Source organism: Bacillus paramycoides (assembly GCF_038971285.1).
GTDB lineage: Bacteria > Bacillota > Bacilli > Bacillales > Bacillaceae_G > Bacillus_A.
Window position 1 is genome coordinate 4,351,186 of record NZ_CP152427.1, and the last position, 21,099, is coordinate 4,372,284.

The window sequence follows — 21,099 nt, forward strand, 5'->3', positions numbered from 1 at the left end:
TCACTTATATGAATACTACTATTATTCTTTTTCTAAATGAATATGTTTCACATTTTCAATCGGTTGACCGAACCATTTTGATGCAATTTCTTTAAATAGACCTATTTTTCCTGTTGTTAAGAAGAGATGATCACTTTGTTCCTCTCCCTCATTCAACATTTTACTATGATATAAAATTGTACTTACTTCACGCGCTGTTTCATCACCTGAACTAATTAGTTGTACTTTATCTCCCATTACTTTTTTAATAACAGGACCTAAAATTGGATAATGTGTACAACCTAAAATAAGTGTATCAATATCAGTATTTTTCAGCGGTTGCAACGTTTCTCTTACAACTTCATATGCCATTTCACTTTCAAAATTGCCACTCTCTACAAGCTCAACGAAAGGCGGACACGCTAAGCTTTCTACCATAACACGGTTATTAATAGACTTTAACGCCTCTTCGTATGCACCACTTTTCACCGTTCCAATTGTTCCAATAATCCCAACATGATACGTGTTTGTCACTTTTAAAGCTGTACGTGATCCTGGGTGAATAACTCCTACCACTGGAATTGGTAATTGTTTCTGCATCTCTTCTAATACAACCGCAGTTGCTGTATTACACGCAATAACTAACATTTTGATATTTAAATCTAGTAAGTGCTCCGTCATTTCCCACGTAAATTGACGCACTTCTTCTCGAGAACGCGGACCATAAGGGCAACGTGCTGTATCCCCTAAATATATAATGCGCTCTTTCGGCAACTGACGAATTAATTCCTTCGCTACTGTTAAACCACCAACTCCTGAATCGATAACACCGATTGCTCTATTCAACTTCATCACCCGTTTTCTCATTCATCATCTTATTTTATCATTATATTTTACACACTTTAAGTTCGCTCACTTAAACTGCTTCTGTATGAAAATTTTCATTTGTACCTGTATAGACTAGGACTTTTTTATTTTGCTCCTTTTTTTCATAATTTGCAAGATAGAAAAATAACCGACCTTCTATATGAAAGTCGGTTTCTTCTATATAAAGCGCGTATTTATTGCTCCATCTTTTTTTGGAAAGAAGACATTCCAATTAATAAGAAGAAATGAGCAGAAATTAACATGACGATTAACATAAAATTCAAACGATAACTATTTGTAGATTCCATAATTTTGCTCGCTACAGCTGGTCCAAATGCCATACCGAAAAAGTTAATTAAATTATATAAACCAAGACCGACTCCAACTTTAGCTGGGTGTAATGTTTTCGGTATAAATGTATTTACTGATACTTGAATGGCTGAATAACTTATAAACGTTAAAATAATCGCTACTAAACTAACTATTAAGTTCCCATTCGGAATAAGCCCTAAAATTAAAAAGCCAACGATCATAATGACAGACGCTACATAAATCATGTTCACATTTCCAAACGAAGGGACAATCTTCCCGGTAATAAAACTAGATACAATACCAAAGAGTGATGCAACAAACAATGCAATTCCAATAACAAATGGAGACAATCCATGCTCTCTTCCTAACAGTAATGGTAATAATAATAAACTAGCACATAACGCCACATTCATTATAAATCCGACCGCTATTAAACGAAGAAATGGTTTATTTGTAAACAACTCAATATCAATAAATGGATGCTCCGTGTTCTTCATACGAACCATAAATAAAAATAAGAAAGCAACCGATAACACAAATAGCCAACTATTAATATTTACACCTAATAAAACAGTCGTAATGAATGCAAATAATAACGCCGCTCCAGTGTAATCAAAATAAAACGCTTCATCCGTATGTTGCGCTTCTTCTGGCATAAATTTCATAAGCAGAAAAATCCCAACTACTGAAATAACCATAAATAAAAATAAATACGGCCACCCTAATGTATTTGTAATTGCCCCGCCAACTAAAGGCCCAATACCTATCGCCAATGCAATAGAAGAACTAATCATCGCTAATGCACCAGGCTTCTTAGCAGGAACAACTAACTTTGCCACTGCAATCATACTAAGCGCAATAAACGCCGCGCCCCCACTCGCCTGCACTAACCTTGCAAGAATAGTAATCGCATAAGATTGATTCATAAATCCAATAATAGAACCTGCTGCAAATATGATAATTGAAATAATTAATAGTTTTTTTACGCTATAACGATCAGCCAGCTTCCCATAGATCATCGAACCAATACCGACAACTAAGGAATAGCCTACTACAACCCAACTTACTCTCGATTGGCTAATGGATAAATCATGAGCCATATCCTCTAACGCTACATTAAATAAAACCGCATTCATCGGTCCTAATAAAACGATAAAACATAATGTGAAAACAAACCATTTTGAATGGTTACTTATATCTTTTCCCATGTGTAACACCTCTCCTAATTGTAGTAACTGTAAATGAAAAATAAAGTTGTTTAGCTCCTCTATTACGACTAAACAACTTCATCAAATGTATATATTCATCGCGCGACAAATTGAATTCGAAACAAAACATGTACGTTGTTCGATATTCATGGAACTATCATAGTTTCAGCATTACAGTTTGTCAATGAGAAAATATACAAAGTAAACTAATTTTGTGTTTTTAGTTTACTTTGTTCAAAAATTGTTATACACTAATTTCGAATCCGATATAAGGAGGACTGACATGGTTATTCAAGTTTGCAATTTCTAACTTAATAAAACCAAATAAATAGAAAACTTTTATATAGAAGAAACATTACAGGAGGATTATGATGAAGAAAAAAATGTTAGTCGTATTAACGAGCGTAGAAAAATATCCAAATTTAAATCGAGCTACTGGCCTTTGGCTTGGTGAAGCTGTCCATTTCGTCAAAAAAGTTGAAGAGGCTGGTTATGAAGTAGATTATGTTAGTCCACAAGGTGGCTATACACCGATTGATCCGCATAGTTTAGCAATGGCGGAGAGCATCGATTGGGAATGGTATCAAAAGAAAGAATTTATGAATCGTCTCGGTTCTACAATGAAACCGAGTGAAGTGAACCCAGAAGACTACACTGTTATTTATTACGCAGGCGGTCACGGTGTAATTTGGGACTTCCCAGAAAATAAAGAACTCCAAATGATTAGCCGCAACATTTATGAAAATGGCGGAATTGTTTCCTCTGTTTGTCACGGAGCTGCTGGTTTATTTCATATCACATTAAGTAATGGAGAACGTTTAATTAGAGGCAAAAAAGTAACAGGATTCTCAAATGAAGAAGAGAAACTAGCTGAATTAGATCAATTCGTTCCATTTTTAACAGAAGATGAACTCATTAAAAATGGAGGGCTTTACGAAAAAGCTGCGCAACCTTGGGAAGCTTTTGCTGTAGAAGATAATCGCGTTATAACTGGTCAAAACCCAGCTTCAGGTGGTTCAGTAGCTGAATTAGTATTACAACACATAAAAAATAACATGTAATAAAAAAAGCAGGTTTTCCATTACTATAGGAAAACCTGCTTTTTTACGAAATCATTTGCAAAATAGCAATAACTTCTTTTTCAATTTCCGAATCATCAATTGCTTCTATATACTCTGGTTTAAAAAGTTGATACTTCTTTAGTTGATAAAAATCAAGTATCGCTTTCTTTAACGTAATATCGTACTGAATACAAAAAGAATGATCTATAATACGTCTTAACATCACATCATCTTGCACCATAAATAATTGTGCGTTCATTTTATTAAAGTAGCCTTGTTCCATACCTGCTTCAAAAAACATTTGCAAATTATGATTACGATTTTGTTGTGCAGCGACTAACTGATCAGATAAGCGCGGATATGCCTCTTTCAAATCTTGTAAAAAGACATCAGAAATATATGTCACACATTTTAAAGAGTGAATGAATGTCTTTTGGAAACGTTCTGCAAAAGACATACTTTCATCCTGATTATCCGCATCTCCTTCAAGAAGGTAGTTCATAAAATCTTCTACCACAGCTTCAATAATCTCATCTTTTGAAGAAAAACGTTTATATAAAGTAGCTTTACTAATATCCATATATTTCGCAATTTCATCTATTTTCAATTGGCTAAAACTCGTTTTTCTAATAACAGGCTTTATTTTATTAATATAGGTGTTTGCGCACGCAACTTTTCTCATTAACAGAGCCTCCCCTTTTGTCCATACAAAATAGTATAACAAATTCACGATTAATTATAAATGAAGTCACTATACTCAATACATCTTTTTAGTTTAAGTGGTCATTTATACGATAGAAAAAGTGCCCGCTATCTTTATGAGTAGCGAGCACTTTTTCTATCGTTTATTGATAGCTCTTCTTATAGCTTTCCCTATTTCCATACTAGACTGCGGATTTTGCCCTGTAATTAAACGCTCATCTACTACGACGTGCGGCGTGAAATTTGGAGCCACATAAAACAAAGCCCCCTCTTCTTTCAATTTACTTTCTAATAAAAACGGCACTCGCTTTTCTAAATGTACAGCTTTTTCCTCATCATTTGTATAACCTGTTATGCGCTTACCGGCAACAAAAAACGAGCCATCTTTATTTTTCACACCGACTAAAGAACTTACTCCGTGACACACAGCCGCTACAATCCGGTGATTGTTGTACATATTCACAATTAAATTTGCAACATATGAATCACCTGGAAAATCTACAATCGCCCCGTGTCCACCACCAAATAAAACCGCATCATAATCTGAAAAATGAACCGTTGAGATCGGCTTCGTATTTTGCAACAAAGAAGCAACATGCTTACATTCACGAGGTATACCGTTCGGAATAGAAACTCTATCAATAGGTACTTTACCGCCCTGTATCGACACAATATCAACATCGAACTTAGCCTTTTTAAATACATGATAAGGAGCTGCGAGCTCTTCCAGCCACAAACCAGTCGGGTGTCCATTCATATCATGAGCGCTTGTTGAAACTAACAATATCCTTTTCAACATATCCCCTCCTTACTACCTATTTATGTATGGAGTGTTCTTATCATTCATATAGCAAGCGGAAAAAACGAGAACAACTAGCTGACCTTTTTTATAAAAGTCTGCTTATTGTTCTCGCTTGAATTCTTCCATACAAAGATGTTCACAACCTGATAACTTTATCTCCAGCGCCACGCGATCGTGTTTTCCTCCATATGAATAGCAGGTATATTAATCCCTAAATACCGCTGATCATCCTCATCAAAAATAGACCAATTTTCTTCATATGAAAATTCAGAGTCTATACTTTCAAAATCAAATACACTATCTTCGTCTACCATCTCACGAAAATATTTTTGGAACGGTTTACTATTCTCGAATAGACGAATTGTTCCATACATCCATGGCATGTCTCCAAAAACACCTTTAATTTCACCTATCTCCATATCCTTAAAGTACAACTTCATATGTGCACCTTCTTATTTACAAATGACAAAAATACCTATCCTGAATACCTCATCATGTTCTAAAACAGTTATTTTAATATTTCTTCCTGAAACATATCTTCCCTTTCAAAGTGTAAGATACCTTTTTAAATTCAAAATATAAGCAAAAAAATAGCCGACTCTTTATATAAGTCGGCTTTCTTTTTATAGTTCGAGCTCTCCCATGCGAAGAAGCTCAACAACTGCTTGTGAACGTCCTTTAACCCCTAGCTTTTGCATTGCGTTTGAGATGTGGTTGCGAACTGTCTTTTCACTGATAAAAAGTTCACCTGCAATTTCCTTCGTTGTTTTATCTTGAACCAGTAATTCAAATACTTCTCTCTCTCTCTTTGTGAGTAAAGGTTTAGATTGATACGCTTTTTCCTTCAACTGGTATAACCCTCCTTGCTTAAGCCAGAGCTGTGTATGTGTAAGTTGGGTGTTTATTTAGTCAAGATATTGTATGAACGAAATGTGCGGGTGGTGAATGAAAATGGGCTTTATTTCACATGTTATTTTAGACTTTTATACAGTGCAGACCCTCCTTGTATCCACTCACTTTTCAGTACGCCATATTTGTTCTAGTAAAATGCTAACAACGGTACCTACGAACAAACCATTTCCAAATATATATTGTATAACAGACGGTAAGGATTGGAGCGCTCCAGACGGTAAAAACATAACACCGCTTCCAAATAATACAGCAACTCCTAAAATCGTTACATTTCTTTCGCTCATTGGCACTTGTTTTATATTATGAAATCCAATTCCAATTAGCTGTACAAACGAAGCCATTAAAACCGCAGATGCGACGGCCGATGGTAAAGATGCTAAGTAACGAATAATACTTGGAAACAGCGACATTACGACTAATAACATACACGCTAGTAAGAACGAGCGTATATACTTTTGTTTCGTTAAACGTATAAATCCTGCCGTTGCTGGTAACGGCACGACACCTACAGTTGAAAATATAGAAGAAATGATATGTGAAATCCCTCCAACCCACGTACCATCCTTCAACTGTTTCTGCTCAATAGTCCCTTTTTGAATAGTAGCTTGATTAATTGCTATAATCGCCGCCACTGTATTTGAAACTAAAATACATACCATAACGAAACTCGATACAGCCATACCTGTATGCCACTTTGGAAGTCCCCAAGCAAATATTTGCGGAAGTTGCACAAAATGAGTTACTTGAGCTGGGATCGTCACTTTTCCTGCAATGAGAAAGAGAATCCACCCACTAATTAATCCTATTAAAACTGCATAACTTTTGACAAAACCTTTTCCGAAGTTAGATAGTATAATAACGAAAAGAAATATGCTAAACGCAATTACCGCTGTAAATCCATCGATTTGAGAAACAGTAGCAGTAATTCCTAGCATTCCTTTTAAAAATACACCGCTTAATTGTAAGCATAATAAAAGTAAAAACGTCCCTGTCACAAGCGGCGTAAACAAAAATAAAATACGTCCGATAAAACCAGTTACCCCTAACCCTATTAAAATAACACCAGAAATTATCATTCCCAATTCTAAAATTTGCAATGTACTCTGTAATTGATCTTGCCCGACAGTTGCGTAAGCAAGTACGGTAAATACGCCAACCCAAGATCCAGCTGGTCCGTCCGCAATTGGCAGTCTATGCCCAATCCACCCTTGTAAAAAAGATGATATACCAACTACAAAAAATGTACGCTGCATTAAATAAAATATTTCTTCCGTCGTAAGATGAAATAATCCGCCAACGACAATTGGTAATGCGATTGAATTCGCCAATAAAAATATAGACCATTGCAAAGTTCCCATAATATGATTTTGATTATGTTGATTGTCCAAACTTTTCATCCCTTCTAGCTTTCCTATAAAAATATGTTGTAAGCATAAAAAAGAAAGGTTCTACACTCACAATTAGAACCCTCCTCAAAACATGTAAACGATTCTTTTACACAAGATTATTTAATTTAACCTCACTTAAACTTCCAACAACAATATTTCCTTTATGCACAACTAAATGCTTCTCTGTTTGACGTGCTACTGCTTCAGCGACGCATGTTGCATTCGTCAAAACAAAACTCGCTTCATCTCCTACATTCGGCCAAGCTCGCTTCCCTTCACTGTTTAACGTTTCTTTTCCTCCCGTAATAAAGCGAAGTGCTTTTCCTAAAGACCTTTCGTCACTCCATCCAAAACGTTCGGCTAATCGATTTGCCTTTTGCAGCATGTCACCTGTTCCAAACGGTGACCAATGATCTGTAATACTATCATTTCCTAATGAAACTTTCACACCTTTTTTATCTAATAACGGAATTGGGATTACTTGTTTCCCAATTGGTACTGTTGAAGTAATATCAATATGTAAAGCAGCTAGTCTTTCCGCCACTTCTTCAGCTTCTTTATCTGTAACACCACCAAGTCCAAGCGCATGACTAATTGTTACGCGACCTTGCCAACCCGCTTCCTCTGTTAAACTCGCCAACCTCTTCATCGTAAAAGTTCCAAGATTATTCGCGTCATGCAGATGAATATCAACATCCGCATTAAATTCTACTGCGATATCCATAATGGTATGTAATGATTTTTCAATATCATTATCCACTGTAGCTGGGTCCACACCACCGACTAGATGCGCGCCCATCCGCATCGCATCTTTCACGAGTTGCACAGAATTACTGCGTAATAATCCATGTTGCGGAAAAGCAACGATTCTACCAGAAACTTGATTTTTATATGTTTCCAACGCGGCTAACGTCGCCTCCAAATTACCAAGTCCAATAATTGGATCAACATTACAATGCGTTCTTATACTCGTTGCACCATTTTGAAGCAATAACGCTAGCATATTTTCCGCCCTATCTTGAGCAGTCGCTAATTGCTTCGGTAAAATTTCCTCTTCTTCATTAAAACGTGTAAAAATACTTTCTGCTGGCATACAAGCTTTCCAAGGACCACTATAATATGTTTTATCAATGTGAATATGCATCTCTTCGAAAGCAGGCAACAGTAATAAACGATTGGCATCAAAAATTGATACTCCTTCCTCTTGAACAGCCCCTGTTATCATTTTTTTAATTCTTCCATCTTCAATGAGTAAACTACATACCTCTGTTTCTGTTTGGGAAATTCTACCCTCTTCATATGTATACCCTGATTCAAGCATTACATTGGTCAACCAATATACCGTCATCTCTATTCCCCCACCCTTTATTAAAAATCACCTCATGATATAATTTTAATGTCCACTGAAAATTAAGACAATTAATATGGCTGTTTCCTAAAAAAATGTCATACAACCTCATAGTCTTCTCATAAATTTCCATATAGAATAGAAGTGTAGAGTTTGCTAAAAAGGAGTCGATTGGAAGATGTCAAAAAGGTTATATAAATCCGAAACTGATAAAATGCTATTTGGTATATGCGGTGGTTTAGGAGAATACTTTGATATTAGCTCTACCCTCATTCGCATACTTTGGGTCATTGCTGTTTTATGTTTTGGGACTGGTTTTTTAGTTTATTTCATTTGTTTATTACTTATGCCACGTTCGTACTAGTGGCATCCTGCATATACTTAATCGAAATAAAAAAAATCACCTATAGAATTCTATAGGTGATTTTTTTATGAAGAATATTTCATCGTTAAATGCAATACTGCAACTTCATCTTCTTCATTTTTATAACTATGTTTCTTATTCGCTTCAAATTGAATAGAGTCAAACTCATTTAATTCGTATACATCGCTTTCTACTTGAATCGATACTTTCCCTTTCATGACCGTTACAAGCTCAATAGCACCTTCATGATGAGCTTCTGGTTCATATATACTATTCGATCTTAAACAAGCACGGTGCATTTCCATTCCCGTTTCTTTCGTATAGCGGAACATCGTTTCTAAGTGCCACGCTTGTCCTGCATCTACTGCAAATCCTTCTCCGCAGCGCGCAACAGCTACTGGTTCTCCAACAACCATCAATCTCGATAAAGGAATCGATAATCCTTTCGTTATTTTCCAAATGACAGCTAACGTCGGATTCGTTTCTCCTCTTTCAATCTTTCCTAATGTTAATTTACTAACCCCTGTTTTTTGAGCTAATTCTTCTAAACTTAATTTTTGTTCATTTCGAATTTGTCTTAATAACTGACCTACTTGCTGAATGACTTCTTTCGTTTGCATATCTTCATGTTCTTTCATCTATAAAACCACCTTAAAGTATAAAATAGTTTACTTTTATCTTTTTAAAGTATATTATACTATACATAATCATCAAATTCCGAAAGGAGTGCTATACTTTATGCGCGCAATTTTATTAGGCCTTTTATCATCAGCCTTTTTTTCCGCAACCTTTATTATTAATCGAGCGATGAATGTATCTGGAACGAGCTGGGCTTGGACAGCTTCCTTCCGTTTTTTATTTGCTCTCCCTATTTTATTCCTTATTGTTTTATTTCGCAAAAACTTAAGGGGTTTATGGGAAGAATTAAAGAAACATCCATTAGCGTGGATCGGATGGGGTTCCGTTGCTGGTATTGGTTTCTATTCTTTATTAAGTTTTGCAGCTGTTTTTTCTCCAGCTTGGCTCGTTGCTGGAACTTGGCAAGTTACGATATTAGCAGGTTTACTTTTATCACCATTATTCTTCATTAAAATAGAAACGAAATCAGGCACAAAACTTGTACGTGGAAAAATCCCACTTCGTAGTTTATATGTCGCATTATTTATTTTACTTGGTGTAATTTGTATGCAAGCAACTGCAGCAGGTCATATTACAATAACTCAGTTCATTTCAGGATTTTTACCTGTCGTGTTAGCCGCTTTCTTATATCCATTCGGTAACCGTAAAATGATGGAGCTTGTTGGCGGACGTCTCGATACGTTCCAACGTGTATTAGGAATGGCAATCGGAAGTCTTCCTATAACAATTTTACTTGGCATATACGGATTTTCTACTACTGGTATTCCAACATCAAACCAAATGTTGCAAGGATTTTTGTTAGCATTATGTTCTGGTGTTATAGCGACAATGACATTTTTCTTTGCTACTGACTTAGCAAAAGATAATCTCGCTCTGCTTGGAGCTGTTGAAGCAACACAAGCTGGAACGATGGTCTTTACCGTGCTTGGCGAAATTGTTTTCTTAAATGGTTCATTCCCTGGTGGTCTTTCCCTACTTGGAATGATTATTATTATGTTAGGAATGGTTGCAAATAGCATTTTAAACCGTTCTGTTCCAATCGTTAAACAGAAAAAAACAGCGTAAAAAAGAGTATGGTTCTAGAACAAAGAACCATACTCTTTTTTTATTGTCCCCCTATTCCGCCTTATCAGAATAGTATTTTATTAGCTGTTTATACTAAAACCTATGTTATAATACGTTTCATGTGCAATAATAGGAGGTAAATTATGTTAAAAAAAGCAATCGCTGAATTTATTGGTACATTTGTACTTGTATTATTCGGAACTGGAGTAGCTGTCATTGGCGGCGGAATTGAAGGAATTGGAACATTAGGAATCGCTATGGCTTTCGGTCTATCTATTGTGGCTATGGCATATAGTATCGGAACAATTTCTGGATGTCACATCAACCCAGCAGTATCAGTAGCTATGTTCATCAACAAAAGAATGAATGCTATGGAACTTTGTTATTATGTATTAGCTCAAATTTTAGGTGGTTTATTAGGAACTGCAACATTGGTGACAATTTTACAATCTGCTAAAACACCTTTAGATAATTTAGGACAAAATGGTTTTGGAACTCTTGGTTTATCTGGAGCATTTCTAGTTGAATTTATTTTAACTTTCGTATTTGTATTAGTTATCGTTGCTGTAACAGGTAAAAAAGGAAGTTCTTCACTAGCAGGATTAGTAATTGGTTTCACATTAGTTTTAGTTCACTTATTAGGTATTCCGTTAACTGGAACTTCTGTTAACCCAGCTCGTAGTATCGCACCAGCTTTATTTGCTGGCGGAGAAGCACTTTCTCAACTATGGGTGTTCATCGTTGCACCAATTCTTGGTGGTATCGTAGCAGCTATCGTAGGTAAATTTATTTTAAATACTGAAAAATAGAATTTTCAATATTTCTGAATAAAAAAAGGCGAGCCCTCATTATGAGGTTGCTCGCTTTTTTACTCTTTCATTTTAGACTTTAAGTTTGTAACCAATTGATCTACCGTTACATTTGCAAGTACGTTTTCCATCGCTTCTTGCGCTTGCATTAAAATAATTTCTAATACTGATTGAATATTAGCTCCTACTGGACATTCAATGTTGGGATTTTCATGGAAGGAAAATAGCTGACCTTCTTCTACAACTTCCACTGCTTTATATACATCAAGTAATGTAATTTCTTCTAAATCACGAGCAAGTGTCGTACCACCTTTACCAGCTTGTACATCAACAAGTCCTGCTCTCTTCAACATTCCTGTAATGCGACGAATCACAACCGGATTTGTATTCACACTACCAGCAATCCATTCAGAGGTACAGCGAGAGTTTCGATCAATCGCAAGTAACGTCAACATATGAACACCTACTGTAAAACGACTACTAATCCCCATCTGCACACCCTCCTTTGTATTCATTCTATTAAAAGACGACTCTTATTATTATATACTATTTTTAATTTATACATAAAGAAAAAGCATGATTTCAATAGGAAATCATGCTTTTTCTCATTATTGACGCTTTATAAATTTCGCTAAATCTTTAAATTTCACTTTGTCTGAGTAATTCATTACGCCGTTTACGTAAATGCGGCTTGCAAGCATATTGACGATAGCAATAGTCACCAATAAAATTACTAACGTCACAATAATCTCTACAGTGCCAGCTTCTCCAGCTACAAGTCTTGAAAATGTAACCATAGGTGTAAAGAATGGAATATATGAACTAACTACAGCTAATGTACTATTCGGGTCAAATAATGATTTAATACTAATGAAAAATGCTGCTATCCCTAACATTGTAATTGGGAATGAAAGAGACTGTACATCCTCAATTTTTGATACAACAGCCCCAACTGCTGCATATAACATGGCATATAGTAAATAGCCCGTAACAAAGTATACAACGAACATACTAATTACTACCGCATCCAATTTAGAAAAGTCTAGTGTAAGTCCTATTAAAGATGCATTTTCTAAATCTACCCAACCTAATAAATATGGTACAAGAAAACCGAAGGAAGCAATAACTAGTAATAGTAAAGCACTAGAAACAATCGCTAAAATTTTAGCATGTAGCATTGTTAATGGTTTTACTTTCGGAAGCATTAACTCCATAACACGAGATGACTTTTCAGATGCTATCGTCGTCCCAATTGCAGTTCCAAACACAATAATAAACATATATAAAGCAAACGAGAAAACATAACCAATTCCAAAGGAAGATGCATGATCCTTCACTGCTTCTTGTTTTAATGGAATTTCCATCTGTAACTGTTTTGCCATTTCGGCAGATACATTATTTTTTTCAATCATTACCGCTGTATACTGTTCCTTTAAATAACTTGCCATAAGTGTAGCAGTTGATTGACTCGGAAAACCACTATACATATACGTCACTTCTGGAATACCATTCTTTTCTGTAATACGGAATAAACCGTCTAAATCCCCATCTTCCACTTGCTTACGTAACTCATTAAATTTCTCCTTACTTTCTACAGTTACTTTAGCAGACGGAAGTAACTTTGTTACATCACTTTCTTGCACTTTATAAGTATTACTTTCCGTTACTATAGCAATTTTATCTTTTCCTTTATCTTTATCAGCAGTGAAATGATTAAATGCAAAAAGCCCAAACACAACTAAAAATAAAATCGCACTCGTAATTAATGATTTTTTAGATAAAAACGCTTCTCTAAAATAAAATGAAAATACGTGAGAAAATTTACGCATCGTTATTTCGCCCTCTCTACAAAGATTTCGTTTAACGTCGGCTCTAACATTTTAAATTGTCGTAAGGTAACGCCTTTTTCTTGCAACTGTTGTAAAATCTTTAGAGCTTCTGCATCATCTTGTACTCGCACATAAAGAAGGCCTTGTTGTTTTTCATACGACACATGAATAGCCGCTAATCCCTTCTCATTCTCTTCTGTATCTTCAATCGTTAAATTACGGAAACCGTATTCTTTTTTAATATCACTTAACTGACCTTTTACGACTGCTTCGCCTTTTTTCAAAATACATACATGCTGGCAAAAAGCCTCTACTTGTTCCATACGATGACTTGATAAAATAATCGTCTTTCCGCTCTGTACTTGTTCTTCAATAATGCTAGCTAACATCCCAGCATTCACTGGATCCAGTCCGCTAAATGGTTCATCTAAAATGAGAAGTTCAGGATTATGAAGAAGCGCAGCAATTAATTGGATTTTTTGCTGATTTCCTTTCGAAAGCTCTCCTGCCGTTTTAAATTTATATTCCGGTATCGCTAATCGCTCTAACCAGTGATCAATAGCAAGTTCTACTTCTTTTTTCGTCATTCCTTCTAATCTACCAAAATATCGTAACTGGTCTACTACTCTACTTTTTGTATATAAACCTCTTTCTTCTGGTAAGTATCCTATCGTTACCCCACTAGTCCCAAATGATTTTCCATCCCATGTAATAGAACCTTCATTAGGCGTTAATAATCCGAGAAGCATTTTGATTGTCGTTGTTTTTCCTGCACCATTTCGGCCAAGTAATCCTAGCACTTCACCTTTTGGTAACGAAATTTGCAAGCCGTTAACTGCTTTTGATTCCCCAAATAGTTTCGTTAAGTTTTGAATTTGTAAACTCAAAGTATAAAGCCTCCCCTTTAGTATCATTCATACTCTCTTTCAAAGACTATGTTTATGCAAGATAAAATATAGCACTACGCTTTATCCTCTTAATCCATCATTTGTTCTATTTAGTTAAAATTGTAAATAATATCACATCGTTTGTCAATTATAATTGTCGTAATGACAATTATAATTGACAAAATAATTTCCATCATTTTTTCTCATCTTTCTAATATAGGACATACTACTATATATACAAAAGACAATATGCAAATGTTCATACAAAAATTATTATTTTTCGATATATAATATTAACTGATTTTCTAACATCAAGGAGGATACATATGAAGATGAAGAGGGGCATTACCACTTTATTATCTGTAGCAGTTCTATCTACATCGCTTGTAGCATGTTCAGGAACACCAGAAAAAACAGTGGCAAAAGAAGAGAAAGTAAAATTAACAGACCAGCAATTAATGGCTGATTTATGGTATCAAACAGCCGGTGAAACAAAAGCACTTTATTACCAAGGGTACAATATCGGTCAATTGAAGCTTGATGCAGCTCTGGCAAAAGGGACAGAGAAAAAGCCTGCTATCGTACTTGATTTAGATGAAACTGTTTTAGATAACAGTCCTCATCAAGCAATGAGCGTAAAGACAGGAAAAGGCTATCCGTATAAATGGGATGACTGGATTAATAAGGCTGAAGCTGAGGCTCTTCCAGGCGCAATTGATTTCTTAAAATATACCGAGTCTAAAGGTGTAGATATTTACTACATCTCAAATCGTAAAACGAACCAACTAGATGCAACAATTAAAAATCTTGAGCGTGTAGGTGCTCCTCAAGCAACGAAAGAACATATATTACTACAAGATCCGAAAGAAAAAGGAAAAGAAAAACGCCGTGAACTCGTTTCTCAAACACATGATATCGTCTTATTCTTCGGTGATAACTTATCTGATTTCACTGGTTTTGACGGAAAGTCTGTAAAAGATCGAAATCAAGCAGTCGCAGATTCTAAAGCACAATTTGGTGAGAAATTTATTATTTTCCCGAATCCAATGTATGGCGATTGGGAAGGTGCTTTATATGATTATGATTTCAAAAAGTCAGATGCAGAAAAAGATAAAATCCGCCATGACAACTTAAAATCATTTGATGCAAAATAAAGAGGATGGCATGCGCCATCCTCTTTATTGCATATTTCTCGTTAAAGGTAAAATAAACACTTCTACTCGTCTATTTTTCGCCCTTCCTTCTTGCGTATCATTTGGAGCAATTGAACGGTATTCCCCGTAACCAATTGCACTAAATTTTCCTGGTTGTAATTCTTTATTTTCCAGTAATACTTGCATAAAATTAACTGCGCGCTGCGTACTTAATTCCCAGTTCGATGCAAACTGCGCATTGGCAATAGGGACATTATCCGTATGACCAGATACTGTAATTTCACGAGGTGACGCTGAAACAAGTAAGCTAGACATCTCTTTTGCAATCCCTAGTGATTCTAACTTCACATCTGCTTTCCCCGAATCAAACAGCACATTCTCTAATATTGTCACCATTAATCCCTTTTCAGTTAATTTAGTTTGAAAAGAAGAGGATAATTGTTTCTCATTAATATATTGATCAATCTTTTTTTGTAATGCTTTCAATTCATCCATTTCTTTTTTTTCTTTTTCTCTAGCTTCTTCTTGTTTTTTTGTTTGTTCTGCCTCAAGGCTACTTGCTGATAATTCCTTTTCATCATTTGGCTTCTGATCACTTAAAAATTCTTTGTTGCCTGTTCCACCGGCTAATTCACTTCGAAAAGCAACTGCCATCTGTTTAAACTTCGCAGCATCTATACTACTCATTGCGAATAAAACGATGAACAATGCAAATAACAACGTTAACATATCAGAATATGGAATTAACCAAGTTTCGTCGATATGCTCATCATGTTTTTTCTTTTTGCCTCTTCTATTTTTCTTACTCCGCATTTTTTTCTGCTCCTTTTTCTAACTTTTTACGCTCAGTTGCAGAAAGTGAACCTAAAATGCGATTCTTCATAATAAACGGATATGTACCTTCTTGTAACATTAATAAACAATCAATGATTAAACGTTTTTTCTCGATTTCAGCTGCAGATTTTTGTTTTAACTTATTTGCAAATGGATGCCATAATACATAACCTGAGAAAATACCAAAAATCGTTGCAATAAACGCACCTGAAATAGCATGTCCTAACTTTTCAATATCAGTTAAATTACCAAGTGCAGCTACAAGACCGATAACAGCACCTAAAACCCCTAATGTCGGTGCATACGTACCCGCTTGAGAAAAAATTGCAGCTCCTTTTGCATGCCTTTCTTCAATTGCTTCTAATTCAGCTTCTAAAATTTGTTCTAAATCTTCTGCAGATACGCCATCAATCACAAATTTCATACCACGCAAAAGAAATTCATCTTGAATTTTGTCTAATTGTTGCTCTAAAGACAGAATACCGTATTTTCTACTTTCAGATGTCCAATGAACAAACAATTCTAGCAACTGTTCATAACTTAAATCTTTTTTATTAGAACCAAAAAGAACTTTAAATAATTTCGGAACTCTTTTTAGTTGATTCATCGGAAAGGCTATACATACTGCAGCAAATGTGCCGATAAAAATAATTAATGCTGCGGCAGGATTCAATAAGGCTGTTACGTCAGCGCCCTTGACGACCATCCCTACTACTACCGCTACAAACCCTAAAATAAGTCCAATAATTGTTGCAAAATCCATTCCCATTCACTCCTAGTCTATACAAGAAGTTTTTTATCCTCAATAATCGCTACATCTTCTTATATATATATATTACATAAAAAATTCATTTCATGAAAGATAAGAAATGAATTATATCAAAAAATACTACAATTTCACACATTTTCTGACATTTTCTTTGCATTTCTATTACGTTACGACTCTTATATTTCTTTTTCAGTAAACTAGACTTATAATAAAAAACGATACACATTTTATTAAGAAAGGACTGTGATTACAAGGCATCATGAAAAAGATAATTATTATTTCTGCCACTACTATTGTAATCGGTATCACTTCTTTCGCTTACTTTAGTTCTAAATCACCACTACAAAATAATGCGAAAGCTGTCGAAAGTCAACAGCATAGTAACCACCAAAAAGAAGAGATTCCCGCTTTTCCAAAAGCTGATCATAATGCAAAGAAGCTGGACAATGATTTTTCCGTTGTAACAAATCCAGAGTCTAATCTTGTATTAGTAAATAAACATCGAAAACTACCAAACGGATACATACCTGAAGACTTAACAAGACCAAACGTACCATTTACTAGTCCAAAAGATAAAGAAAAAACATTACTGCGCAAAGGTGCTGCAAATGCACTTGAAGATATGTTTGAAGCGGCAAAGAAAGAAGGGCTTGAACTTACAGCTGTATCTGGTTATCGTTCATACAAACGCCAAAAATCATTACATAATACATACGTTAGACGTCAAGGGAAAGCTGAGGCGGATTCAGTAAGTGCCATTCCTGGTACGAGTGAACATCAAACTGGTTTAGCAATGGATATTAGTTCAAAATCTGCTAAATTCCAATTAGAGCCTATTTTTGGAGAGACAGCCGAAGGAAAATGGGTTGCAAAACATGCTCATGAATTTGGCTTTGTCATTCGTTATTTAGAAGATAAAACCGAAACAACAGAATATTCATATGAACCGTGGCATTTACGCTACATTGGAAATCCATACGCTACATACATATATAAACATCATTTAACGTTAGAAGAAGCGATGGAAGACAAAAAATAAGAGAGCAAATTGCTCTCTTATTTTCTTTCACTCTATCATTGTAGTAATTTTTTCTTCCACTCTTCAGGCCACGGTTCGCCTCTACCCGTTTTTTTCGATGCTTGAACCATCATTCCACGACCAACTAAGCAAGCTTCTCCTGCTGCGTTCTTCACCATATAATGCAAATCTAAAGAAGAATTCCCAACCGATCCCGCTTTTACATACACCTTTAACTGTTCATCAAAATAAATTTGCTTAATAAAATTACATTGTAAATCCGCAACAACAATCATCGTTTCTGAAGATTCATGCGTCCATTCTTGCATAAATCCAAGTTCTTTAAACAATGCAATACGTGCTTCTTCAAAGTAGGTAAAGGCAACGACATTATTTACATGCCCAAACATATCTACTTCGCCAAAACGTACTTTTACAGGGTTGTAAAATGAAAAACCACTTTCCCATTGCTCAAAGTCTTCAATATAAGAAATCTTCTTCATTGTTCCCTCTCCTTTTCGCTCTTTTAATATACAGAATAAACAGAAAAATAAAGTTATAAATATTGCCTCTTCATGTTGAAGAGGCAATATTTATTAATAGTTATTGTCGCTACCAAAGAAATCTTTGAACGATTGAATTGTTGTGTCACGGTTTAATGCCGCAATTGAAGTTGTTAATGGAATACCCTTTGGACATGATTGCACACAGTTTTGAGAGTTACCACAGTTTGCAAGCCCTCCATCACCCATAATTGCACGTAAGCGATCTGCTTTATGCATTTCACCCGTTGGATGTGAGTTGAATAAACGAGCTTGTGATAACGGTGCTGGCCCAATAAAGTCAGATTTGCTATTTACGTTTGGACATGATTCTAAGCAAACACCACATGTCATACATTTTGAAAGCTCATAAGCCCATTGACGTTTCTTCTCTGGCATTCTTGGTCCTGGTCCTAAGTCATACGTACCATCAATTGGAATCCAAGCTTTAACACGTTTTAAAGCATTAAACATGCGACTACGGTCAACTTGTAAGTCACGAACAACCGGGAATGTCTTCATCGGCTTTAAGCGAATTGGTTGTTCTAATTGATCGATAAGCGCTGTACATGATTGACGTGGTTTTCCGTTAATCACCATCGAACATGCACCACATACTTCCTCTAAACAGTTCATATCCCATGCAATCGGAGTTGTTTGGTTTCCTTTTGCATCGACAGGATTACGACGAATTTCCATAAGTGCCGATATAATATTCATATTCGGACGATATGGAATTTCAAACTCTTGGTCAAACGCTTGCGCGTCTGGCCCGTCTTGTCTCGTAATGATAAGGCGGATTGTTTTCTCAGACATGTTGTTTATCCCCCTTCTCTTCACTCTTAGCAGCTACATCATGTTTTGAAGAATAATCACGTTTACGTGGTTTAATTAATGAAATATCCACGTCTTCGTAATGGAATGCTGGTGCATTTCCTTCTCCTTCAAATTTTGCCATCGTAGTTTTTAAGAAGTTTGCATCATCACGATTTGGGAATTCAGGTTTGTAATGTGCCCCACGGCTCTCATTACGGTTATATGCGCCAATTGTAATAACACGTGCTAACTCAAACATATTTGCAAGTTGGCGTGTAAATGAAGCACCTTGGTTACTCCATCTCGCTGTATCGTTAATGTTAATACGTTTATAACGAGCCATTAACTCTTCAATTTTTGCATCTGTTTCTAATAACTTTTTATTTTCACGAACTACTGTAACGTTATCTGTCATCCATTCTCCAAGCTCTTTATGAAGAACATACGCATTTTCGTTACCATCGAGCGTTAAAATATTGTTAAATTTCTCTGTTTCAATCAATTCATTTTGTTCATACACAGTAGATGAAACAGCATCTGATGATTTAGTAAGACCTTTCATATATTCAATTGCATTTGGTCCTGCTACCATACCACCGTAAATTGCTGATAATAGTGAGTTCGCACCAAGACGGTTACCACCGTGCATAGAATAATCACACTCACCTGCTGCAAATAAACCTGGAATATTTGTCATCTGCTTATAATCAACCCATAGTCCGCCCATTGAATAGTGAACAGCTGGGAAGATTTTCATTGGTAGTTTACGAGGATCATCACCTGTAAATTTCTCATAGATTTCAATAATTCCACCAAGTTTAATATCTAGTTCTTTCGGATCTTTATGAGAAAGATCTAAGTAAACCATATTTTCACCGTTAATACCTAGTTTTTGCTCTACGCAAACATCAAAGATTTCACGCGTTGCGATATCACGAGGTACAAGGTTTCCGTAAGCCGGATATTTTTCTTCTAAGAAGTACCATGGTTTACCATCTTTATATGTCCAAACACGTCCACCTTCACCACGTGCAGATTCACTCATAAGACGTAATTTATCGTCTCCAGGAATTGCCGTTGGGTGAATCTGAATGAACTCACCGTTTGCATAATATGCACCTTGTTGATATACAGCAGAAGCTGCTGTACCTGTATTAATAATAGAGTTAGTTGATTTTCCGAAGATGATACCAGGGCCCCCTGTTGCCATAATCACGGCATCAGCTCCGAAACTTTTAATCTCCATTGTTTGTAAGTCTTGTGCAACGATTCCTCGGCACACACCTTCGTCATCAACAACAGCTCGTAAGAAATCCCAACCTTCATATTTCGTTACAAGTCCTGCTACTTCGTGACGACGTACTTGCTCATCTAATGCGTATAGTAATTGCTGTCCAGTTGTTGCACCAGCAAATGCTGTACGGTGATGTTGCGTTCCACCAAAACGACGGAAATCAAGAAGTCCTTCTTCCGTACGGTTGAACATAACACCCATACGGTCCATTAAATGAATGATACCAGGTGCTGCTTCGCACATTGCTTTAACTGGTGGTTGGTTCGCTAAGAAGTCCCCACCATAAATTGTATCGTCAAAGTGGATCCATGGAGAATCCCCTTCACCTTTTGTATTTACGGCACCGTTAATTCCACCTTGGGCACATACAGAATGCGAACGTTTTACTGGTACTAAAGAGAACAGTTCAACATTTACTCCTGCTTCCGCCGCTTTAATCGTTGCCATTAAGCCAGCCAAGCCACCGCCGACTACTATAAGTTTCCCTTTCATGCTCTCCC

Annotated in this window: 23 protein-coding genes; 6 read left to right on the forward strand and 17 right to left on the reverse strand. The window is 35.9% G+C overall.

Features of this window, described 5'->3' with window-relative positions; all coding sequences use genetic code 11:
* Window positions 1–21: 21 nt before the first annotated feature.
* Together racE and AAG068_RS22520 are read right to left on the reverse strand one after the other, a co-directional pair.
* A complete protein-coding gene (gene racE / locus AAG068_RS22515; protein WP_000774000.1) occupies window positions 22–831 on the reverse strand; it encodes a glutamate racemase in 810 nt (269 codons plus the stop codon).
* Window positions 832–1,040: 209 nt separating this feature from the next.
* A complete protein-coding gene (locus AAG068_RS22520; protein WP_342715878.1) occupies window positions 1,041–2,366 on the reverse strand; it encodes an MFS transporter in 1,326 nt (441 codons plus the stop codon).
* A gap of 371 nt (window positions 2,367–2,737) precedes the next feature.
* On the opposite strand from AAG068_RS22520, the gene AAG068_RS22525 reads away from it, so the two are divergent.
* A complete protein-coding gene (locus tag AAG068_RS22525; RefSeq protein WP_342715879.1) occupies window positions 2,738–3,427 on the forward strand; it encodes a type 1 glutamine amidotransferase domain-containing protein in 690 nt (229 codons plus the stop codon).
* 43 nt (window positions 3,428–3,470) lie between these two features.
* Here the strand turns inward: AAG068_RS22525 and AAG068_RS22530 are convergent, their stop codons facing one another.
* From AAG068_RS22530 to AAG068_RS22555, 6 genes are all read right to left on the reverse strand, one after another.
* Window positions 3,471–4,109 carry a TetR/AcrR family transcriptional regulator gene (locus tag AAG068_RS22530; protein ID WP_342715880.1) on the reverse strand — a complete coding sequence of 213 codons (639 nt, stop codon included), beginning with the start codon at window positions 4,107–4,109 and terminating at the stop codon, window positions 3,471–3,473.
* Between the two features lie 156 nt (window positions 4,110–4,265).
* A complete protein-coding gene (locus AAG068_RS22535) occupies window positions 4,266–4,928 on the reverse strand; it encodes a type 1 glutamine amidotransferase domain-containing protein (protein ID WP_342715881.1) in 663 nt (220 codons plus the stop codon).
* A gap of 155 nt (window positions 4,929–5,083) precedes the next feature.
* Window positions 5,084–5,371, reverse strand: coding sequence for a hypothetical protein (locus AAG068_RS22540; protein WP_342715882.1), 288 nt, complete (start codon window positions 5,369–5,371; stop codon window positions 5,084–5,086).
* Window positions 5,372–5,554: 183 nt separating this feature from the next.
* Window positions 5,555–5,779, reverse strand: coding sequence for a spore germination transcription factor GerE (gene gerE, locus AAG068_RS22545; RefSeq protein ID WP_000659484.1), 225 nt, complete (start codon window positions 5,777–5,779; stop codon window positions 5,555–5,557).
* 165 nt (window positions 5,780–5,944) lie between these two features.
* Window positions 5,945–7,240 (reverse strand): purine/pyrimidine permease, encoded by a 1,296-nt coding sequence (locus tag AAG068_RS22550; RefSeq protein WP_342715883.1) that lies wholly within the window; start codon window positions 7,238–7,240, stop codon window positions 5,945–5,947.
* 97 nt (window positions 7,241–7,337) lie between these two features.
* Window positions 7,338–8,579, reverse strand: a complete 1,242-nt coding sequence (locus AAG068_RS22555; protein WP_342715884.1) for an amidohydrolase family protein — start codon at window positions 8,577–8,579, stop codon at window positions 7,338–7,340.
* A 178-nt stretch (window positions 8,580–8,757) separates the two neighbouring features.
* On the opposite strand from AAG068_RS22555, the gene AAG068_RS22560 reads away from it, so the two are divergent.
* Entirely contained in the window at window positions 8,758–8,943 is a 186-nt protein-coding gene (locus AAG068_RS22560) for a PspC domain-containing protein (protein WP_000044433.1), read from the forward strand.
* Window positions 8,944–9,008: 65 nt separating this feature from the next.
* Here the strand turns inward: AAG068_RS22560 and AAG068_RS22565 are convergent, their stop codons facing one another.
* Window positions 9,009–9,581, reverse strand: a complete 573-nt coding sequence (locus tag AAG068_RS22565; RefSeq protein ID WP_087957097.1) for a helix-turn-helix domain-containing protein — start codon at window positions 9,579–9,581, stop codon at window positions 9,009–9,011.
* A 100-nt stretch (window positions 9,582–9,681) separates the two neighbouring features.
* On the opposite strand from AAG068_RS22565, the gene AAG068_RS22570 reads away from it, so the two are divergent.
* The gene (locus tag AAG068_RS22570; protein WP_342715885.1) at window positions 9,682–10,647 is read left to right on the forward strand and encodes a DMT family transporter; all 966 of its coding nucleotides are present in this window, start codon (window positions 9,682–9,684) and stop codon (window positions 10,645–10,647) included.
* Window positions 10,648–10,790: 143 nt separating this feature from the next.
* Window positions 10,791–11,456: an MIP/aquaporin family protein gene (locus tag AAG068_RS22575; protein WP_000913203.1), complete on the forward strand. Its 666-nt coding sequence runs from the start codon at window positions 10,791–10,793 to the stop codon at window positions 11,454–11,456.
* A 59-nt stretch (window positions 11,457–11,515) separates the two neighbouring features.
* Here AAG068_RS22575 and AAG068_RS22580 read toward each other — a convergent pair whose 3' ends face one another.
* The 3 genes from AAG068_RS22580 to AAG068_RS22590 form a co-directional block, all read right to left on the reverse strand.
* Window positions 11,516–11,947 carry an Rrf2 family transcriptional regulator gene (locus tag AAG068_RS22580; RefSeq protein ID WP_000512998.1) on the reverse strand — a complete coding sequence of 144 codons (432 nt, stop codon included), beginning with the start codon at window positions 11,945–11,947 and terminating at the stop codon, window positions 11,516–11,518.
* 117 nt (window positions 11,948–12,064) lie between these two features.
* Window positions 12,065–13,285 carry an ABC transporter permease gene (locus AAG068_RS22585; protein ID WP_342715886.1) on the reverse strand — a complete coding sequence of 407 codons (1,221 nt, stop codon included), beginning with the start codon at window positions 13,283–13,285 and terminating at the stop codon, window positions 12,065–12,067.
* A gap of 2 nt (window positions 13,286–13,287) precedes the next feature.
* Complete coding sequence (locus AAG068_RS22590; RefSeq protein ID WP_342715887.1) at window positions 13,288–14,172, reverse strand: ABC transporter ATP-binding protein; 885 nt, start codon at window positions 14,170–14,172, stop codon at window positions 13,288–13,290.
* A 326-nt stretch (window positions 14,173–14,498) separates the two neighbouring features.
* Between AAG068_RS22590 and AAG068_RS22595 the strand changes: the two genes are divergently transcribed.
* Window positions 14,499–15,326: a 5'-nucleotidase, lipoprotein e(P4) family gene (locus AAG068_RS22595; RefSeq protein ID WP_342715888.1), complete on the forward strand. Its 828-nt coding sequence runs from the start codon at window positions 14,499–14,501 to the stop codon at window positions 15,324–15,326.
* Window positions 15,327–15,350: 24 nt separating this feature from the next.
* Here AAG068_RS22595 and motB read toward each other — a convergent pair whose 3' ends face one another.
* Window positions 15,351–16,139, reverse strand: a complete 789-nt coding sequence (gene motB / locus AAG068_RS22600; protein ID WP_342715889.1) for a flagellar motor protein MotB — start codon at window positions 16,137–16,139, stop codon at window positions 15,351–15,353.
* Window positions 16,129–16,923, reverse strand: a complete 795-nt coding sequence (gene motA / locus AAG068_RS22605) for a flagellar motor stator protein MotA (RefSeq protein ID WP_000344858.1) — start codon at window positions 16,921–16,923, stop codon at window positions 16,129–16,131. The genes motB and motA overlap by 11 nt, the downstream gene beginning before the upstream one ends.
* 265 nt (window positions 16,924–17,188) lie before the next feature.
* Between motA and AAG068_RS22610 the strand changes: the two genes are divergently transcribed.
* Window positions 17,189–17,968: a M15 family metallopeptidase gene (locus tag AAG068_RS22610; protein WP_342715890.1), complete on the forward strand. Its 780-nt coding sequence runs from the start codon at window positions 17,189–17,191 to the stop codon at window positions 17,966–17,968.
* Window positions 17,969–18,003: 35 nt separating this feature from the next.
* On the opposite strand, the gene AAG068_RS22615 is transcribed toward AAG068_RS22610, so the two are convergent.
* From AAG068_RS22615 to sdhA, 3 genes are all read right to left on the reverse strand, one after another.
* Window positions 18,004–18,450, reverse strand: a complete 447-nt coding sequence (locus AAG068_RS22615) for an acyl-CoA thioesterase (RefSeq protein WP_098669451.1) — start codon at window positions 18,448–18,450, stop codon at window positions 18,004–18,006.
* Window positions 18,451–18,543: 93 nt separating this feature from the next.
* Window positions 18,544–19,305, reverse strand: coding sequence for a succinate dehydrogenase iron-sulfur subunit (gene sdhB, locus AAG068_RS22620; protein ID WP_342715891.1), 762 nt, complete (start codon window positions 19,303–19,305; stop codon window positions 18,544–18,546).
* Entirely contained in the window at window positions 19,298–21,091 is a 1,794-nt protein-coding gene (gene sdhA / locus AAG068_RS22625) for a succinate dehydrogenase flavoprotein subunit (protein WP_098669450.1), read from the reverse strand. The genes sdhB and sdhA overlap by 8 nt, the downstream gene beginning before the upstream one ends.
* Window positions 21,092–21,099 lie beyond the last annotated feature (8 nt).

Coding starts and splice junctions, on each gene's coding strand:
- AAG068_RS22575 (WP_000913203.1), top strand. CDS start 10,791: ATGTTAAAAAAAGCAATCGCTGAATTTATTGGTACATTTGTACTTGTA.
- AAG068_RS22520 (WP_342715878.1), bottom strand. CDS start 2,366: ATGGGAAAAGATATAAGTAACCATTCAAAATGGTTTGTTTTCACATTA.
- AAG068_RS22525 (WP_342715879.1), top strand. CDS start 2,738: ATGAAGAAAAAAATGTTAGTCGTATTAACGAGCGTAGAAAAATATCCA.
- motB (WP_342715889.1), bottom strand. CDS start 16,139: ATGCGGAGTAAGAAAAATAGAAGAGGCAAAAAGAAAAAACATGATGAG.
- AAG068_RS22530 (WP_342715880.1), bottom strand. CDS start 4,109: ATGAGAAAAGTTGCGTGCGCAAACACCTATATTAATAAAATAAAGCCT.
- AAG068_RS22560 (WP_000044433.1), top strand. CDS start 8,758: ATGTCAAAAAGGTTATATAAATCCGAAACTGATAAAATGCTATTTGGT.
- AAG068_RS22610 (WP_342715890.1), top strand. CDS start 17,189: ATGAAAAAGATAATTATTATTTCTGCCACTACTATTGTAATCGGTATC.
- AAG068_RS22580 (WP_000512998.1), bottom strand. CDS start 11,947: ATGGGGATTAGTAGTCGTTTTACAGTAGGTGTTCATATGTTGACGTTA.
- motA (WP_000344858.1), bottom strand. CDS start 16,923: ATGGATTTTGCAACAATTATTGGACTTATTTTAGGGTTTGTAGCGGTA.
- AAG068_RS22595 (WP_342715888.1), top strand. CDS start 14,499: ATGAAGATGAAGAGGGGCATTACCACTTTATTATCTGTAGCAGTTCTA.
- racE (WP_000774000.1), bottom strand. CDS start 831: ATGAAGTTGAATAGAGCAATCGGTGTTATCGATTCAGGAGTTGGTGGT.
- sdhB (WP_342715891.1), bottom strand. CDS start 19,305: ATGTCTGAGAAAACAATCCGCCTTATCATTACGAGACAAGACGGGCCA.
- AAG068_RS22535 (WP_342715881.1), bottom strand. CDS start 4,928: ATGTTGAAAAGGATATTGTTAGTTTCAACAAGCGCTCATGATATGAAT.
- AAG068_RS22555 (WP_342715884.1), bottom strand. CDS start 8,579: ATGACGGTATATTGGTTGACCAATGTAATGCTTGAATCAGGGTATACA.
- AAG068_RS22585 (WP_342715886.1), bottom strand. CDS start 13,285: ATGCGTAAATTTTCTCACGTATTTTCATTTTATTTTAGAGAAGCGTTT.
- AAG068_RS22540 (WP_342715882.1), bottom strand. CDS start 5,371: ATGAAGTTGTACTTTAAGGATATGGAGATAGGTGAAATTAAAGGTGTT.
- AAG068_RS22550 (WP_342715883.1), bottom strand. CDS start 7,240: ATGAAAAGTTTGGACAATCAACATAATCAAAATCATATTATGGGAACT.
- AAG068_RS22615 (WP_098669451.1), bottom strand. CDS start 18,450: ATGAAGAAGATTTCTTATATTGAAGACTTTGAGCAATGGGAAAGTGGT.
- sdhA (WP_098669450.1), bottom strand. CDS start 21,091: ATGAAAGGGAAACTTATAGTAGTCGGCGGTGGCTTGGCTGGCTTAATG.
- AAG068_RS22565 (WP_087957097.1), bottom strand. CDS start 9,581: ATGAAAGAACATGAAGATATGCAAACGAAAGAAGTCATTCAGCAAGTA.
- AAG068_RS22570 (WP_342715885.1), top strand. CDS start 9,682: ATGCGCGCAATTTTATTAGGCCTTTTATCATCAGCCTTTTTTTCCGCA.